General features: G+C 49.7%; 19 protein-coding genes and 1 pseudogene. 15 read left to right on the top strand and 5 right to left on the bottom strand.

The annotated features are described in order from the left end of the window. Positions 1-99 precede the first annotated feature (99 nt). Positions 100-996, top strand: a complete 897-nt coding sequence (gene galU / locus ABD035_RS17255; RefSeq protein ID WP_343871339.1) for a UTP--glucose-1-phosphate uridylyltransferase GalU — start codon at positions 100-102, stop codon at positions 994-996. 225 nt (positions 997-1,221) lie between these two features. Then, entirely contained in the window at positions 1,222-2,229 is a 1,008-nt protein-coding gene (locus ABD035_RS17250) for an NAD-dependent epimerase (protein ID WP_343871338.1), read from the top strand. Positions 2,230-2,308: 79 nt separating this feature from the next. On the opposite strand, the gene hns is transcribed toward ABD035_RS17250, so the two are convergent. Further along, positions 2,309-2,713 (bottom strand): histone-like nucleoid-structuring protein H-NS, encoded by a 405-nt coding sequence (hns, locus tag ABD035_RS17245; protein WP_343871337.1) that lies wholly within the window; start codon positions 2,711-2,713, stop codon positions 2,309-2,311. 266 nt (positions 2,714-2,979) lie between these two features. Here hns and ABD035_RS17240 point away from each other — a divergent pair, with 266 nt between their 5' ends. Beyond that, the gene (locus ABD035_RS17240) at positions 2,980-3,600 is read left to right on the top strand and encodes a thymidine kinase (protein ID WP_343871336.1); all 621 of its coding nucleotides are present in this window, start codon (positions 2,980-2,982) and stop codon (positions 3,598-3,600) included. Between the two features lie 55 nt (positions 3,601-3,655). On the opposite strand, the gene adhE is transcribed toward ABD035_RS17240, so the two are convergent. Continuing rightward, the gene (gene adhE / locus ABD035_RS17235) at positions 3,656-6,334 is read right to left on the bottom strand and encodes a bifunctional acetaldehyde-CoA/alcohol dehydrogenase (RefSeq protein ID WP_343871335.1); all 2,679 of its coding nucleotides are present in this window, start codon (positions 6,332-6,334) and stop codon (positions 3,656-3,658) included. A 386-nt stretch (positions 6,335-6,720) separates the two neighbouring features. Between adhE and ABD035_RS17230 the strand changes: the two genes are divergently transcribed. The 6 genes from ABD035_RS17230 (at position 6,721) to oppF (ending at position 13,434) form a co-directional block, all read left to right on the top strand. Then, positions 6,721-7,377: a YchE family NAAT transporter gene (locus ABD035_RS17230; protein ID WP_343871334.1), complete on the top strand. Its 657-nt coding sequence runs from the start codon at positions 6,721-6,723 to the stop codon at positions 7,375-7,377. Between the two features lie 480 nt (positions 7,378-7,857). Further along, on the top strand, positions 7,858-9,498 hold the full coding sequence (locus ABD035_RS17225) for an ABC transporter substrate-binding protein (RefSeq protein WP_212712601.1): 1,641 nt from the start codon (positions 7,858-7,860) through the stop codon (positions 9,496-9,498). Between the two features lie 86 nt (positions 9,499-9,584). Next, on the top strand, positions 9,585-10,505 hold the full coding sequence (oppB, locus tag ABD035_RS17220; protein WP_212712602.1) for an oligopeptide ABC transporter permease OppB: 921 nt from the start codon (positions 9,585-9,587) through the stop codon (positions 10,503-10,505). A 15-nt stretch (positions 10,506-10,520) separates the two neighbouring features. Then, a complete protein-coding gene (gene oppC, locus ABD035_RS17215; protein WP_343871332.1) occupies positions 10,521-11,429 on the top strand; it encodes an oligopeptide ABC transporter permease OppC in 909 nt (302 codons plus the stop codon). Positions 11,430-11,440: 11 nt separating this feature from the next. Continuing rightward, on the top strand, positions 11,441-12,430 hold the full coding sequence (oppD, locus tag ABD035_RS17210) for an oligopeptide ABC transporter ATP-binding protein OppD (RefSeq protein ID WP_212712604.1): 990 nt from the start codon (positions 11,441-11,443) through the stop codon (positions 12,428-12,430). Then, positions 12,427-13,434: a murein tripeptide/oligopeptide ABC transporter ATP binding protein OppF gene (gene oppF, locus ABD035_RS17205; protein ID WP_212712605.1), complete on the top strand. Its 1,008-nt coding sequence runs from the start codon at positions 12,427-12,429 to the stop codon at positions 13,432-13,434. Before oppD ends, oppF begins: the two co-directional genes overlap by 4 nt. Positions 13,435-14,203: 769 nt before the next feature. On the opposite strand, the gene ABD035_RS17200 is transcribed toward oppF, so the two are convergent. Both ABD035_RS17200 and cls read right to left on the bottom strand, forming a co-directional pair. Further along, positions 14,204-14,527, bottom strand: a complete 324-nt coding sequence (locus tag ABD035_RS17200) for an HI1450 family dsDNA-mimic protein (protein WP_029990344.1) — start codon at positions 14,525-14,527, stop codon at positions 14,204-14,206. Positions 14,528-14,566: 39 nt separating this feature from the next. Then, the gene (gene cls, locus ABD035_RS17195; RefSeq protein WP_212712606.1) at positions 14,567-16,027 is read right to left on the bottom strand and encodes a cardiolipin synthase; all 1,461 of its coding nucleotides are present in this window, start codon (positions 16,025-16,027) and stop codon (positions 14,567-14,569) included. Positions 16,028-16,164: 137 nt separating this feature from the next. Between cls and ABD035_RS17190 the strand changes: the two genes are divergently transcribed. From ABD035_RS17190 to ABD035_RS17170, 5 genes and pseudogenes are all read left to right on the top strand, one after another. Beyond that, on the top strand, positions 16,165-16,362 hold the full coding sequence (locus ABD035_RS17190; RefSeq protein ID WP_212712607.1) for a YciY family protein: 198 nt from the start codon (positions 16,165-16,167) through the stop codon (positions 16,360-16,362). A 1,641-nt stretch (positions 16,363-18,003) separates the two neighbouring features. Beyond that, on the top strand, positions 18,004-19,596 hold the full coding sequence (locus ABD035_RS17185; protein ID WP_343871330.1) for a rhamnogalacturonan lyase B N-terminal domain-containing protein: 1,593 nt from the start codon (positions 18,004-18,006) through the stop codon (positions 19,594-19,596). A gap of 510 nt (positions 19,597-20,106) precedes the next feature. Next, a complete protein-coding gene (locus tag ABD035_RS17180) occupies positions 20,107-20,292 on the top strand; it encodes a hypothetical protein (protein WP_343871329.1) in 186 nt (61 codons plus the stop codon). 2 nt (positions 20,293-20,294) lie between these two features. Next, positions 20,295-20,710, top strand: a pseudogene (locus ABD035_RS17175) (terminase); the annotation flags it as partial. Positions 20,711-20,935: 225 nt separating this feature from the next. After that, positions 20,936-21,118, top strand: coding sequence for a hypothetical protein (locus ABD035_RS17170; RefSeq protein WP_343871328.1), 183 nt, complete (start codon positions 20,936-20,938; stop codon positions 21,116-21,118). A gap of 133 nt (positions 21,119-21,251) precedes the next feature. Here the strand turns inward: ABD035_RS17170 and ABD035_RS17165 are convergent, their stop codons facing one another. Next, positions 21,252-21,548: a YciI family protein gene (locus ABD035_RS17165; RefSeq protein ID WP_343871327.1), complete on the bottom strand. Its 297-nt coding sequence runs from the start codon at positions 21,546-21,548 to the stop codon at positions 21,252-21,254. Between the two features lie 151 nt (positions 21,549-21,699). Here ABD035_RS17165 and ABD035_RS17160 point away from each other — a divergent pair, with 151 nt between their 5' ends. Further along, positions 21,700-22,500, top strand: coding sequence for a TonB family protein (locus tag ABD035_RS17160; RefSeq protein ID WP_343871326.1), 801 nt, complete (start codon positions 21,700-21,702; stop codon positions 22,498-22,500). Positions 22,501-22,568: the final 68 nt, after the last annotated feature.

Genomic DNA, 22,568 nt, shown 5'->3' with positions numbered 1-22,568 from the left:
TTTTACCAGAACGGTAAAATCGCTGCTTTAAGCTGTTATACTCCTTAACGTATAAATTTATAGAACTATTGGGTTCAGGCCCGCGAGTGAGGTAATTTGATGTCTGCTTATAAATCAAAAGTAAAAAAAGCGGTAATTCCGGTCGCCGGATTGGGAACCCGAATGCTACCGGCAACCAAGGCCATTCCGAAAGAGATGCTGCCACTGGTTGATAAACCACTCATTCAGTATGTCGTGAATGAATGTATTGCTGCCGGAATCCATGAAATTATCCTGGTCACGCATTCATCGAAAAACTCGATTGAGAACCACTTTGACACCAGTTTCGAGCTGGAAGCCATGCTTGAGAAACGTGTCAAACGTCAGCTGCTCGATGAAATTCAAAGCATCTGCCCGCCACACGTAACTATCATGCAGGTGCGTCAGGGGGTTGCTAAAGGACTGGGTCACGCAGTGATGTGTGCACACCCGCTGGTCGGCGATGAACCATTCGCAGTGATCCTGCCGGACGTCATCATTGATGAATACGAATCTAACCCGCAACAGGATAACCTGGCAGAGATGCTGCGTCGCTTCGATGAAACTGGCAGCAGCCAGATCATGGTGGAACCGGTTGCAGATGTAACTTCCTACGGTGTGGTCGACTGCAAGGGTGCAGAACTGCAACCTGGTGACAGTGCACCTATGGTCGGTGTGGTCGAAAAACCTAAAGCGCCAGAGGCACCGTCTAACCTGGCCGTTGTCGGGCGTTATGTGCTGTCGGCAGATATCTGGCCTCTGCTGTCGAAAACGCCTCCGGGCGCCGGTGGTGAGATTCAGTTAACAGATTCTATCGCCATGCTGATGGATAAAGAAACCGTGGAAGCCTACCACCTGAAAGGGCGTAGCCATGATTGCGGTAACAAGCTTGGTTATATGGAAGCCTTTGTCGAATACGGTGTTCGCCATCCTGTGTTAGGTGAAGACTTTAAAGCCTGGCTGAAAAAGACCGTCTGATAAGCTTGCGCTGATACGTTTTGCAGGCCATACAACCATGTTGTGTGGCCTTTTTTTTTACCCGGAGGGCGTGAAATGTTTTTTTTCACGGCAGTCCGGGGCGCGAATGAAAACAAACCGTGAACTTTCGCCACGGAAAGCTGTATCATTTGCCCGTCTGAAGAACAGGAATTAACGGTACCCCTGAAAAGGGAGGCCTTATTAGTGGTAAGAGTTGAGGATGATATGAATTATTTGGTCACCGGTGCAGCAGGATTTATTGGGTTTCATGTGAGTCTGAGATTACTCAAGGCCGGTTACCGGGTCGTCGGTATCGATAATCTGAACGACTATTACGATGTGCAGTTAAAAAAGGATCGGGTCCGGTTGCTGGAAGCCTATCCTGATTTCACTTTTCAGCACACCGATATCGCTGACCGTGCCGCAATGGAGCAATTATTTGACCGTTTCCGGTTTGACCGGGTGATTCATCTGGCCGCTCAGGCCGGTGTCCGTTACTCGATAGAGAATCCCCACGCATATGTCGATGCCAATATTGTCGGACATCTGAATATTCTGGAAGGCTGTCGTCAGCAAAAAGTCGGCCATCTGCTATTCGCCAGTTCGAGTTCTGTCTACGGACTGAACCGTAAATTGCCGTTTTCCACCGGGGACAGTGTGGACCATCCGGTTTCTCTGTATGCCGCGACTAAAAAATCGAATGAGCTGATGAGTCATAGTTACGCGCATCTGTATCAGTTACCGGTCAGCGGGTTGCGCTTTTTCACGGTTTATGGTCCCTGGGGCCGCCCTGATATGGCATTATTTAAGTTTACCCGCGCGATGCTGGCCGGTGAGGCGATTGACGTTTATAACTACGGTAAGATGCAGCGTGATTTCACCTATATAGATGATATCGTGGAAGCTATTTTCCGCTTACAGGATAAAGTGCCGACGCCGAAGAGCGACTGGAACGTTGAGTCAGGGTCTGCGGCGATGAGTTCAGCTCCGTACCGTATTTATAATATCGGTAACAGTCAACCGGTGCCGCTGATGGATTATATTTCCGCACTCGAGCAGGCGCTGGGAATGACCGCCAGAAAAAATATGCTGCCATTACAACCCGGGGATGTATTGGATACCAGTGCCGATACCCGGGAACTCTATGATCTGATCAATTTTACCCCGGAAACCCCGGTCATCACCGGCGTAAAGAAATTTGTCGACTGGTACAGAGACTATTATAAGGTATAAAAAAAGGGAGGATATTTATCCTCCCGTTAACAGGGTTATTACCGTTCAGGAAATAACCCTGATGAAACATGGCTCAGACTCAGAGTGCAAAATCTTCCAGTGTTTTTCCGGCTTCTATCGCTTTTCTGATCACGGCAGGTGTGCGTCCCTGACCGGTCCAGGTACGGACTTCACCTTTCTCATCGGTGTACTGGTATCTGGCAGGGCGCGCGGCACGACGGGTCCTGGTGGCAGGTTTGGCTTCTGCCACAGATTGCAGCAATTCACTCGGATCAATCCCGTCAGCGATTAACATTTCACGGTATTGTTCCAGCTTACGAATTTTCTCGGCATTGTGAGCGACAGCATGTGATTCTTCTTCACGGCGTTCGTTGACAATAACTTCAAATTTTTCCAGCATATCTTCCAGCGTTTCGATGCTGTATTCTCGGGCTTGCGCACGCAGTGTACGAATATTATTCAACGATTTAATGGCATCGCTCATTGTCCGGATCTCACAATTTAATTGGTTATTATGCGTAAGGATATAATCATAGTCTGCGGTAAAATTTACTGCAACTGAATACTATGCCGGCGTTTATAAATAAAGCGTAAAGACGTTTTACCGAAGGGGAGGACGGATGAGTCATTTATCCTCAGGCAGGTAATGTAAACCTGTCTTTTAATTACCGGTAAATGCATCATCACATTTTCAGTTGACGATTATGTTAATATAACCGCTATTATTCCTTCCTGATCGGGATCTTTCTGATGGCACAGCTTTACTTCTATTACTCAGCAATGAACGCCGGAAAATCGACATCGTTGCTGCAATCCTCTTATAACTATCATGAACGGGGAATGAAGACGGTTATTTATACCGCAGAAATCGATAACCGGTTTGGTCACGGCAAAGTCAGTTCACGGATCGGGCTGTCGGCAGAGGCGCTGTTATACCGTCCGGGGACAGATATTGCGGAGCAGGTCGCAGAAATACATGAGCGCGATAAAATCCACTGTGTGCTGGTGGATGAAAGCCAGTTTCTGACCCGTGATCAGGTCAGGCAGCTCACCATTGTCACGGATTCGCTGGATATTCCTGTGCTGTGCTACGGATTACGTACCGATTTTCGCGGAGAACTGTTCGAAGGCAGTCAGTACCTGCTGGCCTGGGCAGACAAACTGGTCGAGCTGAAGACCATTTGTCACTGCGGCCGAAAGGCGAGCATGGTACTTCGCCTCGACAGTCAGGGGAAGCCGTTTAAAGAAGGGGAGCAGGTGGTTATTGGCGGGAACGAACGGTATATCTCGGTCTGCCGTAAACATTACTGGCAGGCGATTGATGAGAACAGCACGGATGCGATTTATGGTAACGGGCAACCCCCGCTATAACGACTTTCCCGGTACTGTGCCAGGCTGCCGGTTTACCGGCAGCCTGTGAGCAGGGTTATTTCACTTTTTTACGGCTTTTAGCGGTGGCCGGCTTTTCTTCATTTCTTTGGTCATGATTGTCGGGGACTTCGCTGAATTCACGTCCGTAATAGCTATCCAGCATTAACTGCCTCAGTTCACTGATTAACGGATAACGCGGGTTAGCCCCGGTACACTGATCATCGAAGGCATCTTCGGCCAGCTTATCCAGACGGGCGAGGAAGTCAGCCTCCTGAACACCGGCATCGCGGATAGATTTCGGAATACCCAGGTCCGCTTTAATCTCTTCCAGCCAGTGCAGTAATGCCGTGATCTTGCCGGCAGTGCGATCACCGGGCTGACCTAAGCCCAGATGGTCGGCAATTTCGGCATAGCGGCGGCGGGCCTGCGGACGATCGTACTGGCTGAAGGCGGTCTGCTTGGTCGGGTTATCATTGGCGTTATAGCGGATGACGTTCGTGATCAGCAGGGCATTGGCGAGGCCGTGTGGAATATGGAATTCTGATCCCAGTTTATGCGCCATGGAGTGACATACGCCTAAGAAGGCATTCGCAAAGGCAATACCCGCAATGGTGGCGGCATTGTGCACGCGTTCACGGGCAATAGGATTTTTTGCTCCTTCATGATAACTGGCCGGCAGATTCTCTTTCAGCAGTTTCAGTGCCTGTAATGCCTGTCCGTCAGAATACTCGTTCGCCAGCACAGACACATACGCTTCGAGCGCATGAGTGACCGCATCCAGCCCGCCGAAAGCACACAGTGACTTCGGCATATCCATCACCAGATTCGCATCCACAATCGCCATATCCGGGGTCAGCGCATAATCAGCCAGCGGATATTTTAATCCGGTCGCATCATCGGTCACCACCGCAAATGGCGTCACTTCTGAACCGGTACCGGAAGTAGTGGTAATCGCCACCAGGCTGGCTTTTACTCCCATTTTCGGGAACTTATAGATACGTTTACGGATATCCATAAAGCGTAACGCCAGCTCTTCGAAGTGCGTTTCCGGATGTTCATACATCACCCACATGATCTTGGCGGCATCCATCGGGGAGCCTCCGCCCAGCGCGATTATGACATCGGGTTTGAAACTATGCATCTGTGCAGCGCCCTGGCGCACAATACTGAGCGTCGGGTCCGCCTCCACTTCAAAGAATACCTCAGTTTCCACGCCGTGCGCTTTTAAAACCCGGGTCACCTGATCGGCATAACCATGATTAAACAGGTAGCGATCCGTCACGATAAAGGCACGCCTGGCCCCGTCACTGGCGATCTCTTCAAGAGCAACCGGCAATGAGCCGCGACGGAAATAAATGGATTTAGGAAGTTTGTGCCACAGCATATTTTCAGCCCGTTTAGCGACGGTTTTTTTATTGATCAGGTGTTTCGGCCCGACGTTTTCAGAAATGGAGTTGCCCCCCCAGGATCCACAGCCCAAAGTCAGGGAAGGCGCCAGTTTGAAGTTATAAAGGTCACCGATCCCGCCCTGTGACGCCGGGGTATTGATAAGAATGCGCGCCGTCTTCATCTTTTCGCCAAACAGATTCACTCTTTCTGTCTGGTTATCCTGGTCCGTATACAGGCAGGAGGTATGGCCGATACCGCCCATCTCTACCAGTTTTTCTGCTTTGGTCAGGGCATCTTCAAAACCGGTCGCCCGATACATGGCGAGGGTGGGAGACAGTTTTTCATGTGCAAAAGGTTCGCTTTCATCGATATCCGCCACTTCGCCGATCAGGATCTTGGTATCGGCAGGCACGATAATACCCGCCATTTCGGCGATTTTCGGTGCTGGCTGGCCCACGATGGCGGCATTCAGCGCGCCGTTCTTCAGAATCACTCCACGGACGGCCTGCAGTTCCTCGCCCTGCAGCAGGTAACCGCCATGCGAGGCAAAGCGCTGGCGAACCGCGTCATAAATCTGCGTATCGACAATTACGGACTGCTCAGAGGCGCAGATAACGCCATTATCAAAGGTTTTTGACATCAGAATAGAAGCGACGGCACGTTTTATATCTGCAGTTTCATCGATGACCACAGGCGTATTCCCCGCCCCGACGCCAATGGCAGGTTTACCTGAACTGTACGCGGCTTTCACCATACCCGGCCCGCCGGTCGCCAGGATAAGGTTAATATCAGGGTGATGCATCAACTGGTTCGACAGTTCGACAGAGGGCTCATCGATCCAGCCAATAATGTCCGGAGGAGCACCCGCGGCAATGGCCGCCTGTAAGACAATCTCTGCGGCTCTATTGGTAGCGTTTCTGGCACGCGGGTGGGGGGAGAAAATGAGACCATTCCGGGTCTTCAGACTGATCAGTGCTTTGAAGATAGCCGTTGAGGTAGGATTGGTGGTCGGGACGATACCGCAAATAATGCCGATAGGTTCAGCGATGGTGATGGTTCCAAACGTATCATCGGTCTCGAGGATACCGCAGGTTTTTTCGTCTTTATACGCGTTATAAATATATTCGGAAGCAAAGTGATTTTTGATCACTTTGTCTTCAATGATCCCCATCCCTGATTCAGCAACGGCCATCTTTGCTAAGGGAATTCTGGCATCGGCGGCGGCGAGTGCCGCGGCACGGAAGATCTTGTCAACCTGTTCCTGACTGAATCCGGCAAAGATCCGTTGGGCATTTTTAACCCGCCCGACCAGTGCATTTAACCCGGCAACGTTTGTGACAGTCATGATTATCTCCTGAAGGAAAATTAAACTTTTTAGTAAACAAACGTGAGGGCTATGGGTGCTTCAGGGGTAATACGAATGTTTACTAAAAAGGTTTCACTTCAGCACTGTCGGGTCAGGGATAGAGTATCGGCATCTGCAGGGAGGCATACTGATACAGATCAAGTCAGTGCCAGGCTGATACCATTCAGCGTGAACATTCGCGATGGCCGGGAAGAGGGCGGTTCAGGGGGATAAAATCACGGAGGACAGAGCAGGCGTAACTCCGGTTTGAGGTCACAGAAAAAATAACAGAAGGGGTTGCCTGGCGCCTGTAATAGTGCTTTTCCTGCAGTGTCGACCTGTCTATACTTACGCATCGATCTTCGCCCCCCAGCCTGAGGTACACTTTGTCTTCTTTTCTTTCCGATCTGCCGACTTATATCAAATTCTACATCGGGTTATTTGCGTTGGTGAATCCGGTCGGCATCATTCCTGTGTTTATCACCCTGACCAGTACACAGGGAACCGTCGAGCGCCATAAAACCAACATGACGGCCAACTTATCGGTTGCCATCATCCTGTGGATTTCATTGTTACTGGGCAACAGTATTCTGGCCCTGTTCGGCATTTCGATCGACTCGTTCCGTATCGCCGGCGGTATTCTGGTGGTGACCATTGCGATGTCAATGATCAGCGGAAAAATCGGTGAGGATAAGCAAAATAAACAAGAGAAAGCACAAACCTCAGAACCGCATGAGAATCTGGGGGTCGTTCCGTTAGCCCTGCCTCTGATGGCCGGGCCCGGAGCCATCAGCTCGACCATTGTCTGGGGAACGCGCTATGACTCCTGGATCAATATTCTCTGCTTCTCGGTGATGATTGCACTTTTTGCCGCCAGCTGCTGGTTACTGTTCCGTGCAGCGCCGATGATGGCTCGTGTTCTGGGTCAGACAGGCATCAACGTGATCACCCGAATTATGGGGCTGTTACTGATGGCATTGGGTATCGAATTTATAGTGACCGGTATTCGTGCGTTGTTCCCCGGCTTATCTGTCCTGCATTAACTTAATTCGCGCCAATTTTACACCTCACCAAAATGGGGCACCCTTTTGGTGAGGTTGCACCATGACGCATCCTCGCCATTCCTGCCGGTAATAATTCTCCTGCTGTTATTAGCAGCGTTTCTGATTAAAGATTGTTCGCCTGGTTTTTTACACAAGTCAGAATGTCGGTCAGTTTCCTGACAGATTAGAAATTTTCATTACGGATAACATTTATTGGCATACTTCATGCATTAAATAGTTTTTTATTGTGAACTTTATCGCTTTGTAGTGATTATGTTTCATAATGTTGATTATGTTTCATTGTGTGAAGGTGAATCATTTCTCTGTGAAATTATCCTGCTATCAATACATCAGATTTATTCACGAGTAAAAAAAAGACAGACACAGTAACGACGGTAAGGAAATAATCAGTAAAACACTCCCTGTGTAAGGGGGGCCTGGCCGTCAGACAATAACAAATGCAAACAACGGAGCCGGAAAATGAGCAAATTACCTGGTAAAAAATTACTCGCAGCAGGGATTGTCCTTGCAATGAGCCAGATGGCTATTCAGCAGGCCCTGGCCGCGGACGTCCCGGCCGGGGTCACACTGGCCGCGAAACAGGAATTAACAAAAGGTAATGGCGGGGAAGTACAGTCCCTGGATCCGCATAAAATTGAAGGTAATCCGGAAAGTAATGTCAGTTATGATTTGCTGGAAGGGCTGGCGACTGTCGGAACCAACGGCAAAGTGATCCCCGGGGTGGCAGAAAGCTGGGAAAATAAAGACGGTAAAGTCTGGACCTTCCACTTACGTAAGAATGCCCTCTGGTCGAACGGTGCTCCGGTGACCGCTCAGGACTTCGTGTACAGCTGGCGCAGACTGGTCAACCCAAAAACAGCCTCGCCGTATGCCAGTTATCTGCAATACGGGCATGTGGAAAATGTGGATGACATCATTGCCGGTAAAAAATCGCCGGACCAGTTGGGTGTAAAAGCGCTGGATGATCATACACTGCAGGTGACACTGACCACATCGGTTCCCTTTTTCGATCAGCTACTGACGTATGCCGCACTCTCTCCGGTTTATCCGCCGGTAGTCGAAAAATATGGCGATCAGTGGACATTACCGCAGCATTGGGTCGGAAACGGTGCCTATACCCTGCAGGCCCATATCGTGAACGAAAAAATCGTCGTCGTGCGTAATCCGAAATACTGGGATAATGCCCATACGGTGATCAATAAAGTGACTTTCCTGCCTATCGATTCTGAAGTGAATGACGTCAATCGCTTCTACTCAGCAGATGGCAGTGATGTCAGCTATAACAACCTGCCTATCGAATTATTCCGTAAGCTGAAGCAGGATCACCCGAAAGACCTGCATGTTGACCCTTATCTCTGCACCTATTTCTATGAGCTGAATAATAAGTCTGCGCCATTCAATGATGCCCGCGTCCGTACCGCCATCAAACTCGGACTGGATCGCGATATCATCGTGAATAAAGTCCTGGCTCAGGGACAAACCCCGGCCTACAGCCTGACCGATCCTGCCACCAATGGAATCGATGTGACAAAACCGGCCTGGTTCACCGAAACCCAGGCGCAACGTAATGACGAGGCCAAAAAATTACTGCAGGAAGCCGGTTACGGTCCGGGACACCCGCTGACCTTTACGTTGCTTTATAACACGTCTGATCTGCATAAAAAGCTGGCCATTGCTGCCGCGTCCATCTGGAAGAAAAATCTGGGTGTAAATGTGGTGCTGGAAAATCAGGAATGGAAGACCTATCTGGACTCCCGACATCAGGGAACCTACCAGATGGCGCGTGCCGGCTGGTGTGCGGATTATAACGAGCCAAGCTCATTCCTGAACACTATGCAGACCGGTGACAGTAATAACACCGCGTTCTATTCAGATACCGCTTTCGATCAGGCGCTGAAAGATGCTGCCAATGCCGGCGATGCTGCACAGCGTGCGGCGGATTATCAAAAAGCTGAACAGATCATGGATAAAGATTCCGCTATCGTTCCGGTATTCTATTATGCCAATACCCGGCTGGTGAAAACCTATGTCGGTGGCTACACCGGTAAAGACCCGCTTGACCATGTTTACGATAAAAACTTATATATAATCAAGCACTAATTTATTTTACGGGTCCGGTCTGTGTCTGTGGCACAGGCCGGTTTTCCGGTCAGAAATGTCGGTAGCAATGGAATTAAGGTAATGCCATGTTGAAATTTATTTTGCGGCGGGTCGCAGAGGCGATCCCGACGCTGTTTATATTAATTACTATCTCCTTCTTTATGATGCGGCTGGCCCCGGGCAGCCCTTTTACCGGAGAGCGTAATCTCCCCCCGGAAGTCATGGCGAATATCGAAGCCAGTTATCACCTGAATGAGCCTATCGGCGAACAGTATGTTGACTATCTGGTCAAACTGGCCCACGGCGACTTCGGACCGTCGTTTAAATATAAAGATTTCAGTGTTAACTATCTGATAGGCCAGGCCTTCCCGGTATCTGCGTCGCTGGGGCTGGCAGCCTTCTGTTTTGCGATGGTGTGCGGTATCGGTGCCGGCATTATTGCTGCTCTGCGACAAAACACCTTCTGGGACTATGCTGTGATGGGGGTGGCGATGACCGGTGTGGTGATCCCTTCCTTTGTTGTCGCGCCGCTACTGGTCCTGATCTTCGCTATTACCCTGAAATGGCTGCCCGGCGGGGGATGGAATGGCGGACAATGGCAGTTCGTGTTATTGCCGATGCTGGCCCTGTCGCTGGCGTATATCTCCAGTATTGCCCGCATCATGCGCAGTTCAATGATTGAAGTGATGCATTCTGACTATATCCGTACGGCACGCGCCAAAGGCATGCCGATGCGCCGGATTGTCTTCCGTCACGCCCTGCGTCCGGCATTATTGCCGGTGGTGTCCTATATGGGGCCAGCCTTCGTGGGCATCATTACCGGATCGATGGTCATTGAGTCGATTTTCGGGTTGCCGGGCATCGGGCAGTTGTTTGTGAATGGTGCACTGAACCGCGATTATTCACTGGTACTCAGCCTGACGATCCTGGTCGGGGTGCTGACCATTGCTTTTAACGCCATCGTCGATATTTTGTATGCCGTTATCGACCCGAAAATTCGCTACTGATGGCGGGAGTTAACCATGATTTTATTTAAAAGAAATAAAGAGCTTACGCAAAGTTTACTGGGTGAGAGCCCAATTAAAGGACGCAGCCTGTGGCAGGATGCCGGTCGCCGTTTTATTCATAACCGTGCGGCACTGGTCAGCCTGTTTCTTCTGCTGCTGATCGTTCTGTTCGTGACTTTCGCGCCGCTGTTATCGCCATTTGCCTATGATGATACCGACTGGAATATGATGTCTGCTGCGCCCGATTTAAGTTCCGGCCACTGGTTCGGCACTGACTCATCAGGCCGCGATCTGTTGGTGCGGGTGGCGATTGGCGGGCGTATCTCGTTGATGGTCGGGATAGCGTCAGCGGCGATCGCCGTGGTTGTCGGGACGCTGTATGGGTCGATTGCCGGCTACGTCGGTGGCAAAACCGATGCCTTCATGATGCGTCTTCTGGAAATCCTCAATTCCTTTCCGTTCATGTTTTTCGTCATTCTGCTGGTGACCTTCTTTGGCCGCAATATCCTGCTGATCTTCGTCGCTATCGGGATGGTGTCCTGGCTGGATATGGCGCGTATTGTCCGCGGGCAAACGCTGGCTTTGAAAGGGAAAGAGTATATCGAAGCGGCACGGGTGGCCGGAGTCTCCACCAGCGGCATTGTTATCAGACACATTATCCCGAATGTGCTGGGGGTCGTCGTGGTGTATGCCTCATTGCTGGTGCCAGGAATGATCCTGTTTGAATCCTTCCTGAGTTTCCTTGGTCTGGGGACCCAGGAGCCACTGAGCAGCTGGGGCGCTCTGTTAAGTGACGGGGCAAACTCCATGGAAGTCTCCCCGTGGTTATTACTGTTTCCGGCCAGCTTTCTGGTGGTCACTCTGTTTTGTTTTAACTTTATCGGCGATGGCCTGCGTGATGCCCTCGACCCGAAAGATCGCTAAGGAGCACCGCAATGACTGTTGAACACATCCGGCCGCAGCCGTTACTGGCGGTAAAAGATTTGCGGGTCACTTTCTCGACCCACGATGGTGATGTTACCGCGGTGAATAACCTGAGCTTTGATCTGAACGAAGGCGAAACACTGGGGATTGTCGGCGAATCCGGTTCGGGTAAGTCCCAGACCGCGTTCGCGCTGATGGGCTTACTGGCCAGAAACGGCAAAGTCGCCGGGTCAGCACAATTTCGCGGCCAGGAGCTGCTGAACCTGCCCGAGAAACAGCTGAATCAGTTGCGTGCCGGACAGATTGGTATGATCTTCCAGGACCCGATGACTTCCCTTAATCCGTATATGAAAGTCGGTGAGCAGTTGATCGAAGTGCTGACGCTGCATAAAGGACTGAGTCATAAAACAGCATTTGAAGAATGTGTAAAAATGCTGGATGCAGTGAAAATACCGGCTGCACGCCAGCGTATGAAGATGTATCCCCATGAATTTTCCGGCGGCATGCGTCAGCGGGTCATGATTGCGATGGCATTGTTGTGTCAGCCGCGTTTGCTGATTGCCGATGAACCGACCACGGCACTGGATGTCACCGTGCAGGCGCAAATCATGACATTGCTGAATGAGCTTAAGCGGGAGTTTTCGACCTCAATCATTCTGATCACCCATGACCTGGGTGTGGTCGCCGGGGGCTGTGACAAAGTGCTGGTGATGTACGGTGGCCGCACAATGGAGTATGCCACCGCCAATGAGCTGTTTGCCCGTCCTGCTCACCCCTATACCCGTGGCCTGTTGAAAGCGGTGCCGCGGCTGGATCGTGAGGACAGTGAACTGCGCACCATCCCGGGGAATCCACCTAACCTGCTGAATTTACCTTCCGGCTGTCCGTTCCGTCCGAGATGTGAATTTGCGATGCCGGTGTGTGAAACCTCACCGGCTGCCGTCATGAGTGCAGAAGGCAGGATCAGAGCCTGCCACAGAAGTGTGGAGGAAGTACAATGATAACGGCCAATGAATCCCGGAACCCGTTACTGCTTGAAGTCAAAGGGTTAAAAGTCTGGTTTGATGTCAGACAAAAGAAGCAATGGTTCTGGCAATCTCCGCAAAGACTGAAAGCGGTGGACGGTGTCAGTTTCCGGCTGCATCAGGGAGAAACCCTCGGAGTGGTCGGGGAGTCTGGTTGCGGAAAATCGACGCTGGCACGGGCGGTGATCGGTCTGGTGAAAGCCACCGAAGGCAGTATCTGCTGGATGGGCAAAGAACTTAGCGGCCAGAATGCGGAAGAATGGCAAAAGGCCCGCGGGGATATCCAGATGATTTTCCAGGATCCGCTCGCCTCGCTTGACCCGCGAATGACCATCGGTGACATCATTGCAGAACCGCTGCGCAGCCGGCGTCCGCGGGTTTCCGGCGCAGAAATCAGGGAACGCGTGCAGGCTATGATGCAGAAAGTAGGTCTGCTGCCGAACATGATTAACCGCTATCCTCATGAGTTCTCTGGCGGCCAGTGTCAGAGGATCGGCATCGCCAGGGCGCTGATTCTGGAGCCTAAACTGATTATCTGTGATGAGCCGGTGTCGGCGCTGGATGTGTCTATCCAGGCGCAGGTCGTTAATCTGCTGAAAAAGCTACAACGGGAAATGGGGCTGGCGTTAATCTTTATCGCCCATGACCTGGCGGTGGTAAAACACATCTCCGATAAGGTTATGGTCATGTACCTCGGGCATGCGGTTGAAACGGGTGATGATGACAAAGTCTATACCACACCGGCACACCCCTATACCCGGGCACTGATGTCAGCTGTCCCGCTGCCGGACCCGGAACTGGAAAGGAACAAAACTATTCAGTTACTGGAGGGTGAGTTACCCTCACCGATTAATCCACCCCGGGGTTGTGTCTTCTGTACCCGCTGTCCGCTGGCGGAGGACCGGTGCCGGAATGAGCGACCTCAGATACAGGGCGATGCCACTCATACGGTAGCCTGCCTGAAAGCTGAAGCACTCTGAGAGCTAATATGACGGGTGGCTGATCAACACACTCATAGGAAGCCGGGGTTACCCGGCTTCTTTTCTCCCGATGATTCCATCCCTGACCGTCGGTTCTGTCATCCCCGGCACGACGCCCCCCGAAGAATCGTCCAAATCCTGAAAGAATAAAACCCTGTCATATACTGTACCGCGGGTCTGACGCGACCCGGACTTTGTGGGCCGTTATCAGTCCCTGCCAGCCGATTTCATGTCCCAGCTCTGCGTAAGCCATGCGATGGCGGGGGGACGGGCATGACCTCCCTGAGCGCGCACCCTGGCATTTCTCAGGTCAGACAGCCGAAAGGGCGATACCAGCGGCCATTTTCGGGAGGGCTAAGCGATGGCTCCCCGGGATAAAGGTGCTGCGGCGCCGGAAATCTGGTGACGGAGGCTGTCAGCCTCCATGCCCGTCCGGAACCCGCAGAATAACCGCAAAGACAGAGCCTGAATAAATCACTGGTAAACAGGGCGCAGTAACGCAGTGCCTGCCGGGGGGCTGAAAAAAGCGAACGTATCCGTCGGATGCAGGAAATAAACGTATCCGCTCCCGTATCGTACGTAGTTAACGGCCCGGTTATATCTTAATCGGCGGCGTCACGAATCTTTAAGGATAATAGCCGGAACAGACGGGAGGGCGTTACTGCTATAAACAGGACGGTATTGCGCAGTGTGTATGACACCGGGAGGGTGACACCGCCGGCGGAGCGGCGGTGACAGCGGGCTTATTGGCTGGCAGCCCGGAGAATCCTTACTCACGCCACAGAATATGGCACAGCTTATGATCTTTTTCACGGCAGAGCAGTACACGGGCAAAAATATCTGTCACAGGGTCTGCTTCAGTCTCACCGAGGCCAATAACCACCTCAGCAAAAAAATCAGGATTCAGATCGAAATCGACATGTTCCTGCCAGTCTTCAGCCGGGTCCAGTAATTCAGCGCTGCCACGCTCTTCGAACTGCAGGTTAAACAGAATGATATCTGCCGGTTCCAGGTTATCTCCGGCCAGCTCAAGAAAAATATCGTAAGCCTGCTCCAGCGTTTCATCTTCAGTAAGACGATTATTCAGATCCATATTTAGCCTGTACTTATCAAAAGTGTCTATGCGGCTTTTTTACAGCAAAGGACTAAAGAAGTAAAACAGTCGTTCCAGAATCCGCCGCCAGTATGAGCGTTTCGCCCATTCCGCACCGCTCAGCCGTGTTGAACGCTCAATATAATCCTGCTGTACCAGGTCGACATCATTACCAAAATCGCCATCATCCACCACCAGCGTGACTTCAAAGTTCAGCCACAGGCTGCGCATGTCCAGGTTGACGGTACCGACCAGACTCAGTTCGCCGTCGACGAGCACACTTTTGGTATGCAGCAGACCGTCAGAGAATTGATAAATCTTTACGCCAGCCTCCAGCAGTTCAGTAAAGAATGCGCGGCTAGCCCAGTCGACCAGCATGGAATCGTTCTTTTGAGGAACGATCAGGCGAACATCCACACCACGCAGGGCTGCGGTGCAGATAGCGTGCAGCAGGTCATCACTGGGGACAAAGTAGGGCGTGGTCATGGTCAGTTGTTCACGTGCCGAGTAAATCGCAGTGAGCAGCGCCTGGTGGATCATATCTTCCGGAAAGCCCGGTCCGGAAGCGATGACCTGAATAATGTGGCCGCTGGCTTGTTCAAACGGCATCACGACCTGGTCCGGTTGCGGAGGTAAAATCCGTTTACCGGTCTCTATCTCCCAGTCACAGGAGTAAACGATGCCCAGCGTGATGGCCACAGGGCCTTCCATGCGGGCCATCAGGTCGACCCACTGGCCGACACCGGCATCCTGCTTGAAAAAGCGCGGGTCCACCAGGTTCATACTGCCGGTATAAGCAATATAATTATCGATCAGTACGATTTTCCGGTGTTGCCGCAGATCCATGCGTCGCAGGAAAACCCTCAACAGATTAACCTGTAAGGATTCGACAACCTCGATACCGGCCTTGCGTAGTTTTTTTGGCCACGGGCTTTTAAAAAACTGGCGGCTACCGGCGGAATCCAGCATCAGGCGACAGTGAACACCCCGCTGAGCAGCATCCATAAAGGCTTCGGCCACTTCATCGGCCAGCCCGCCGGGCTGCCAGATATAAAAGACCATCTCGATATTATGGCTGGCCTGGCGGATATCTTTGACCAGCGAAGCCATCACATCATCAGGGTGTGTCAGTAACGTAAGCTGATTACCGCGGACACCGGCAATCCCGTGGCGATGCTCGCACAATTTAAACAGCGCACTGGCGACATCACTGGACCGGGTCGCGAAAATGTGTGAGGACTTTCTTAACTCCGCCAGCCAGCGGGCGGTGGAGGGCCACATCGTTCTCGCGCGTTCTGCACGGCGTTTACCCAGATAGAGTTCACCGAAGCTCAGATAAGCGATAATGCCGACCAGAGGCAGGATATAGATAATCAGCAACCAGACCATCGAAGAGGATACGGTTCTTCTCTTCATCAGGATCCGGAGGGTAACCCCTGCAATCAATAGCCAGTAGCCAAATAATATTAACCCGTTGAGCAGGGAATAGAATGTCGTCATTAAGTGGAAGTCCGGTTCACGCTTTCGTGTAATGAGTTTACGTTGAGTTACGTTATTGTGAAACCTTTTCTAATCGGTCATTGGATCGCCGGGCCATTGGCGTATAATGCCGTGATAACGTGGCAGAGGGTGGGACGATGAAGCGAAGCAGAAATGAAGTAGCCCGGTGGCGGATGGCCCGGCAGAAGAATCGCCGCAAGATACGCTGGCTGGAAGCGCAGTCACGGCGCTATACGCGCATTATTTCTATCCGCCATCAGTTAGCCAAAAAGCAGCGTAGTTCCCTGCTGTTTATCCTCACTCATCCGGCTTCAACGGATAAACATTACTTCTGAGTTTTATCCGGGTGGCAGGGACGTTCTGGCACCCTGACGGCCGGGGATTCCGGGTTAACCGGCCATGGGTCGTTGGTCAGATTTGCGGTATTCAGCATCAGTTAATCTGATATCAGTGCCTGCATCTCCCGGGCGTGATGATGACATTCCATACCAACGTCTGACATCGCTATTTCTCCTGCGTGATACGCTGCATCTCTGCGGACCACCGCGTTAAACATTCCCGCTATAACACCCCCTTAAAGCCCCGATAGGGAGGGAAAGAATTTACATGCTCAATCAGTGAGTAGAAATTACCGGTTCAGTCTGTTGGACAGGGGGTAGCCCACCGATGATAATCTTACAGTGACACACTGACTTTCCCGGGTAGTATTGCTCCGCGCAGCAGCACAACGGCGATGGATCTTAGTGAGAACGACAATCGTTAGGTATTTTAGTTACTGATCTAACATGGACTTAATCGCTTCCATAAGGTGGCTGCCTTATGAAACCTGAGGTTGAGGGAAAATGGTGTAAATTATGTCTTAATTTTATGGGCATATTCTGCTGCAACGCCCAGCGGCTGATGCAAAGAACGTCAAGGTAGCGGGCTGGCCTGTGCCCGGGAGAAGGAAGAAAAGAGCGGGTTACTTACGGAAAAGGAGTATAAGTTCCGGAGATGGCTACACTCGATGACCGGCCTTACCAAGTAACCAGGCGATAAAGTCCCATCTCATCAATAAGCAGTGGCGTTATAAGGTGAGGCTTTATTATGAATCACTGATATCGGATTAGACAAATTGAAAAGTCAGTTCAATAGCAGGTCTGCTCACAGCATCATATGAGTTATCAATAATATAACCCATTTTTACACTTTTTTTATGCCCGAATTTCACCCTTTACCAATCGACAACACGCTAAAACATCTTCTTTGAATAGTAGCGTCGCGTTAACTGCAGCGAGTGTATCCCCTACACCTCAATCCCCATTTGGGGTGACTATAACCGAGAGAAAGAGAAATGCCACAGTTCAATCTGTAGCAGAACAACCAGCCGCAGATGCAATAGCTGAAACTGAAGTGAAAACAGAAGCCGGCCGTGTAGCGACAGTTAAGCACGACCAGGGCCAGTAGTAATCTCACTCCCCAAAGCGGCTTTAACTTGTGGGATTTTTTTATCGAAGCTTAAGGAAGCTGTATCCCTAAATGACAAAGCTCATTACTCAAAAGCTACACCAATGTTAACACCGCAGTAAGTGTCTAATCCATGACCAGTCCAGGCAAGATAAAACTAAATTTACGCGAATATTATCGGTGGCTTTATGCTTTCCATTTTATAAGGTTTAATTCTGTAAGGCAGCATAATCCTGAAGATGAAATAATGACTTTCTTTTGTTTCTGGCGGGATACAACATCATATTAATGCGAGTATAAAAGATGACGTTATAATCTTACTATCTGAGTGTTATTGACTGGAACAAAAAAGATCAGCTTATAATATTTATTCATCTGCGTAGGTTAAAGTCTATGTCTGTATGTACAGGGCAGGTAGTTATTAAATCAATGAGTTTATGTTGAAATGCACTATCTTCTGTTTTTTTAAAGTATTTGGGCTTTCATTACTCTGTGTGTGAGCTCAGGATTATTTAATTTAGGAGTAATTTATGAGTGAGTTTGGTTTGGTTGAGTCAACGGACTTTTATACCATAAGCAATGGTTCTAATCTTACTTTTAAAGTCCGTAAGACTGATAATGGTTCACATTCACAGTCAATTGGTGATATCGCATCATTAAATTATAAAGGGGTTGAGTATCAGGATCAGAGCAGGGGTAGTCAAATCAACTCAGGTTTTGATTATTTGTATAAAGACACTAATAAAGTAATTATTGATGCTAAGGTTGTCAGTGATAGCCACATTAAAATAACTGTTCAGGCAGGAAATTTAACACACTATTATCTCTGCCAGGAAAATGATGATTCAATCTATATGGGGACAGTTATAGATAGTGAGCCAGAGACGCAAGCTCAGTTACGGTATATTGTCCGCTCTTTAGTATCTAAACTCCCTGATGGTCCGACACCATCAGATATTAGAAATAATACGGGAGCAATAGAATCTGGTGATATTTTTGGTTTAGAAAATGGAGAGACGAGGTCTAAGCATTACTCAAATATTCGTCTCTGTGACTGGACACACATTGGTGCCACCGGTAATGATGTAGGTCTGTGGGTGGTTCGTGGCAATTCTGAGGGCATGTCCGGGGGCCCATTTTATCGCTGCTTATTGAACCAGTGCGGAAATACCGACCAGGAAGTTACCTATATGATTAATTATGGGATGTCTCAAACGGAAGGTTATCGATTTGGTATTCTTAATGAGTATGCATTAGTATTCACCGATGGCTCAGAACCTGGAAGCATTGATACGAGTTGGTTTTCAGGTTTAAATCTTAAAGGTTGGGTTTCACCAGATAGCCGGGGAACTGTTTCAGGTACTGTGAGAGCAGTATTAAAATCCAGCTATTCTTACCGGGTTGGATTATCAAACTCAAATGCCCAGTACTGGACCGATGTTGATATTTCAGATAATAGTTTTATGTGTGGAAATATCTTGCCGGGAAATTATACTGTAAAGCTTTATAAAAACGAATTGGAAATTCTAACCACTACTGTTGCAATTACAGCAGGGAACTCTACAACCTTAAATTTGAGTGGCAGTGTTAATGATCCTTCCGATGATGTTGCGCTATGGAGAATTGGGGATTGGGATGGTACTCCCACAGGCCTTCTTAATGCTAATAAGGTCACATATATGCATCCATCGGATACTCGTATCTCCACGTGGGCGCCTGGAATATTTTCGGTGGGTGAGTCTGAAGCTGAAATTTCATTTCCTGCTTATCAGTGGCAGGATATCAATAACTCCCAGCAAATAAAGTTTACGCTCACTGAGGATGAAGTATATGATTACACATTGCGTATTGGAATTACAGTTGCGTACGCCGGCGCCAGACCATCTATCATTTTAAATGAGTGGAAAGGAACTCAAAGTTCAAAAACTCAGCCCGATAGCAGGTCTCTCACAGTAGGAACTTATCGCGGAAATAATCAGTCCTTCCAATTCGCCGTGCCATCAAGTGCGCTAGTGGTAGGTGATAATACGATCACTATCAATGTGAGTAGTGGGAGTGCAGGTGATGATTGGCTAAGCCCGAGCTATGCATTTGATGCTATAGATTTCATAAAATCAAATTGATAGGGTCAAAAATCAGGTATGTATAATACTCCGGTAATTACTCAGGAATAAAATAGTCATTAAATGCCCTGAGTCCGGTAGAGGACCTGGCTCAGGGGGCAGTTGATTCGGGCGGTTATTTTATATCGGCATCACACAGCGTCCGTCCGGATGTTGCTTAGCAATCAATAAGGAATAGAAATGGCAAAACCAGATAGGAGGATCATCGAATCGAATTACCGGGCTGGTTCGTTGTCTATCCGCGTAATAGCGGATGGCCAATAGTCGTATTAAAGACGTTATCCGCAATAGTTGCAAAGCAACACAGGTAGCAGAAAAATGTCACTGACAAGGTGAGAAAAGCGACCAAATAAAGTGTGGTATGCAATGAAATAGCAGAAATGGTACACAGATCGAAGTACGTACTGATGAAGATATTATCGAAGATACGTCAGATCAGATATAGCTGAGATAATTCCTATCCATTGAGAGGGTTTAGCTCCATGGCGCGGAATTACCAATAAGTTTCGTATGTTCCTGGAAGACGCCGAAATCTCCGAAGACAACCTTGTTGCCATGTACCGCTCAATCACCGCAGGTATTGACGCCCGGATTAAGCTCATCAAGGCAGAGTTCGAGGTATACGATACGTACAACACCGACAGCAGTAAGACAGATACGCTGTACGATCTGGTTGAATCATTATGCAGAAGATAGCCATGAAGCCGGAACGACTCACATTACTGTGGGATGAGTTCCGGTGCCTGAATCATCTCTACAGAATAACCAGGAAGGAGGGTAGGCCTGTTCTATTGACGATAATGCCGGAACCGTCCGAAAACTATGAATGGATACACACCCATACTTTCATTCTGAAAGCTCGACAGTCAGGATTTACAACCGAAGTCTGCATTATCCGGTTGGATGCCGCATTATTTGAGGCTGCCAGATAAGATCTGATAGTTCAGGCTCTGAATGATGCAAAACGCCAGTTCAGTGAAAAAATAAATCTGCCTGCGACCGGCTCCTAAATGGAACCAAGGCAGTAAGCCCTGCCAGCAATGACCTCGCCGGCAAACGGGTATTCAGTAAAGGCGCCTCACTCTATATAAGTACACCATTCCGTGGCGACACGGACTCATTGGGAAGTCATGATTCTTCATGTGAAGAAATGTTTTCGAGCGAAAATCAAATATGCTGACCGTCATATTTTTGTTGGCCGGTACTCTGTTCGATAGCTTCAGTTTAAAGACGAAAAAACTGAGTGTAAATCCTTGGACAGTGCCTGCTCTCAGAGACTTGAGTGGTAAAATGACTATCCGAATCATCAATCATTATCCCGACGGATGAACGTTATGCCGTGGCCGAGCCGGGCCTGCGGGCGAAGATCGGGAAGGTCGTTTTACTGGAAGTGTCCGGCCAGAAGTTATTCGCCATAGTGGGTGCCGGCCGGTTTATTACTGACGGTGGAATTATCGAAGGTGACGAACTGGACGATGCCAGGGTGATCGGAGTGGTGACATACTTCGTGGGGAGTGTGTGATGGTGTTAAGGGGGAAAGCCTCAAGGATAAAAATCGGGTAGAAAATATTTTGTGTACCTGATTGTGCACTTTTTTTATTTTATTCCCGATTATCTTTATTCAACCAATTGATTTTGATTGGGTTTATTTTAAATTAAAACACCTGCTTAAAGGGTTTTACGGTGACTTTCTGGTAGACATTCGCGGCAACATAAGGGTCATCATTGGCCCAGGATTCCGCTTCTTCCAGTGAAGTAAATTCAGCAATCACCGTTGAACCGGTAAATCCGGCAGCCCCGGGATCATTACTGTCGACCGCCGGCATGGGTCCGGCAATAACCAGTTTCCCCTCATCCCTAAGTAACTGCAGTCGTGCCAGATGCGCAGGTCTGACAGACTGTCTTTTTTCCAGTGAATCGAGGGTATCCTCTGCATAAATGACATATAACACGTTGATAATCTCTCAGGGCAACAGTTTGTAGCCTTAACGTTAAGCTAACTCTGCGGTCAGTGCAAATAAAATGGCAGGGGCAGGATGGTTATTACTTATTGAAACTGATTGCTATTTGCATTTAGAATGGGGACTTTCAAGAACTGACGCGATGGCTATGAGTACTTTGACCGAAGATTTTCCTAAACGTTTACCGCTGTCTATGCTGGTTTCTGTCGCTCTCCATGGCGCGGTGATTGCAGGACTCTTATTTGCGTCATTTCATCAGGTTATCAATGTGCCACCGCCACAGGCGGTGATCGATGTGTCTATGGTTGCCCCGGAAGTCCAGCCTGAAGCCGCAAAAGCACAGCCTCAGCCCGAACCCCAGCCTGAGACACCGCCGCAGCCGGTGCCGGAACCGCCACAGCCCGCGCCGGAGCCACGGCCAGAGCTTCAGGTCGATAAACCTGTGCCGGTAGAAAAACCCAAACCGGTGGTGAAACCTAAGCCGGTGGTCAGAAAACCACATGAAGTGAAGAAGCCGGTCGTTAAACCTCACCATGAAGTGAAACCGGTGCGTGAACCGGTGAGAGAGACCAAACCGGCACCGTCTGCGGCACAGAATCAGGATAACGCGTTACAGACCAAAGCACAGACGGCTCCGCAGAAATCGAATTCGAATCAGCACAGTATCTCTGACGGTAAGCCTCAGCCACAGAATATTTCCCTGCCGGCATATCCGGCCCGGGCACTGGCGTTCCATCTCGAAGGTCGTGTACAGGTACAGTTCGATGTCGATAATGACGGACGGGTCGTGAACGCCCGTATTATTGATTCCCAGCCGAAGATGATGTTTGACCGTGAGGTCAGGATGGCAATGATGCGCTGGCGCTATAAAAGCGGCAATCCGGGCACCGGTCTGAAGATGACCATTCTGTTTAAGCTTGATGGCAGCTCTTCTGTTCAATAACCGGGTTCGCGGAAATAACGGGTGTCCTCACCGGGAGCCAAAAAAAACGCCTGATGAAGTTATCAGGC

The organism is Tatumella terrea (genome assembly GCF_039523755.1).
GTDB classification, from domain to species: domain Bacteria; phylum Pseudomonadota; class Gammaproteobacteria; order Enterobacterales; family Enterobacteriaceae; genus Tatumella; species Tatumella terrea.
The sequence above is the reverse complement of the archived record's forward strand: the minus strand, read 5'-3'. Positions and strand labels throughout refer to the sequence as shown.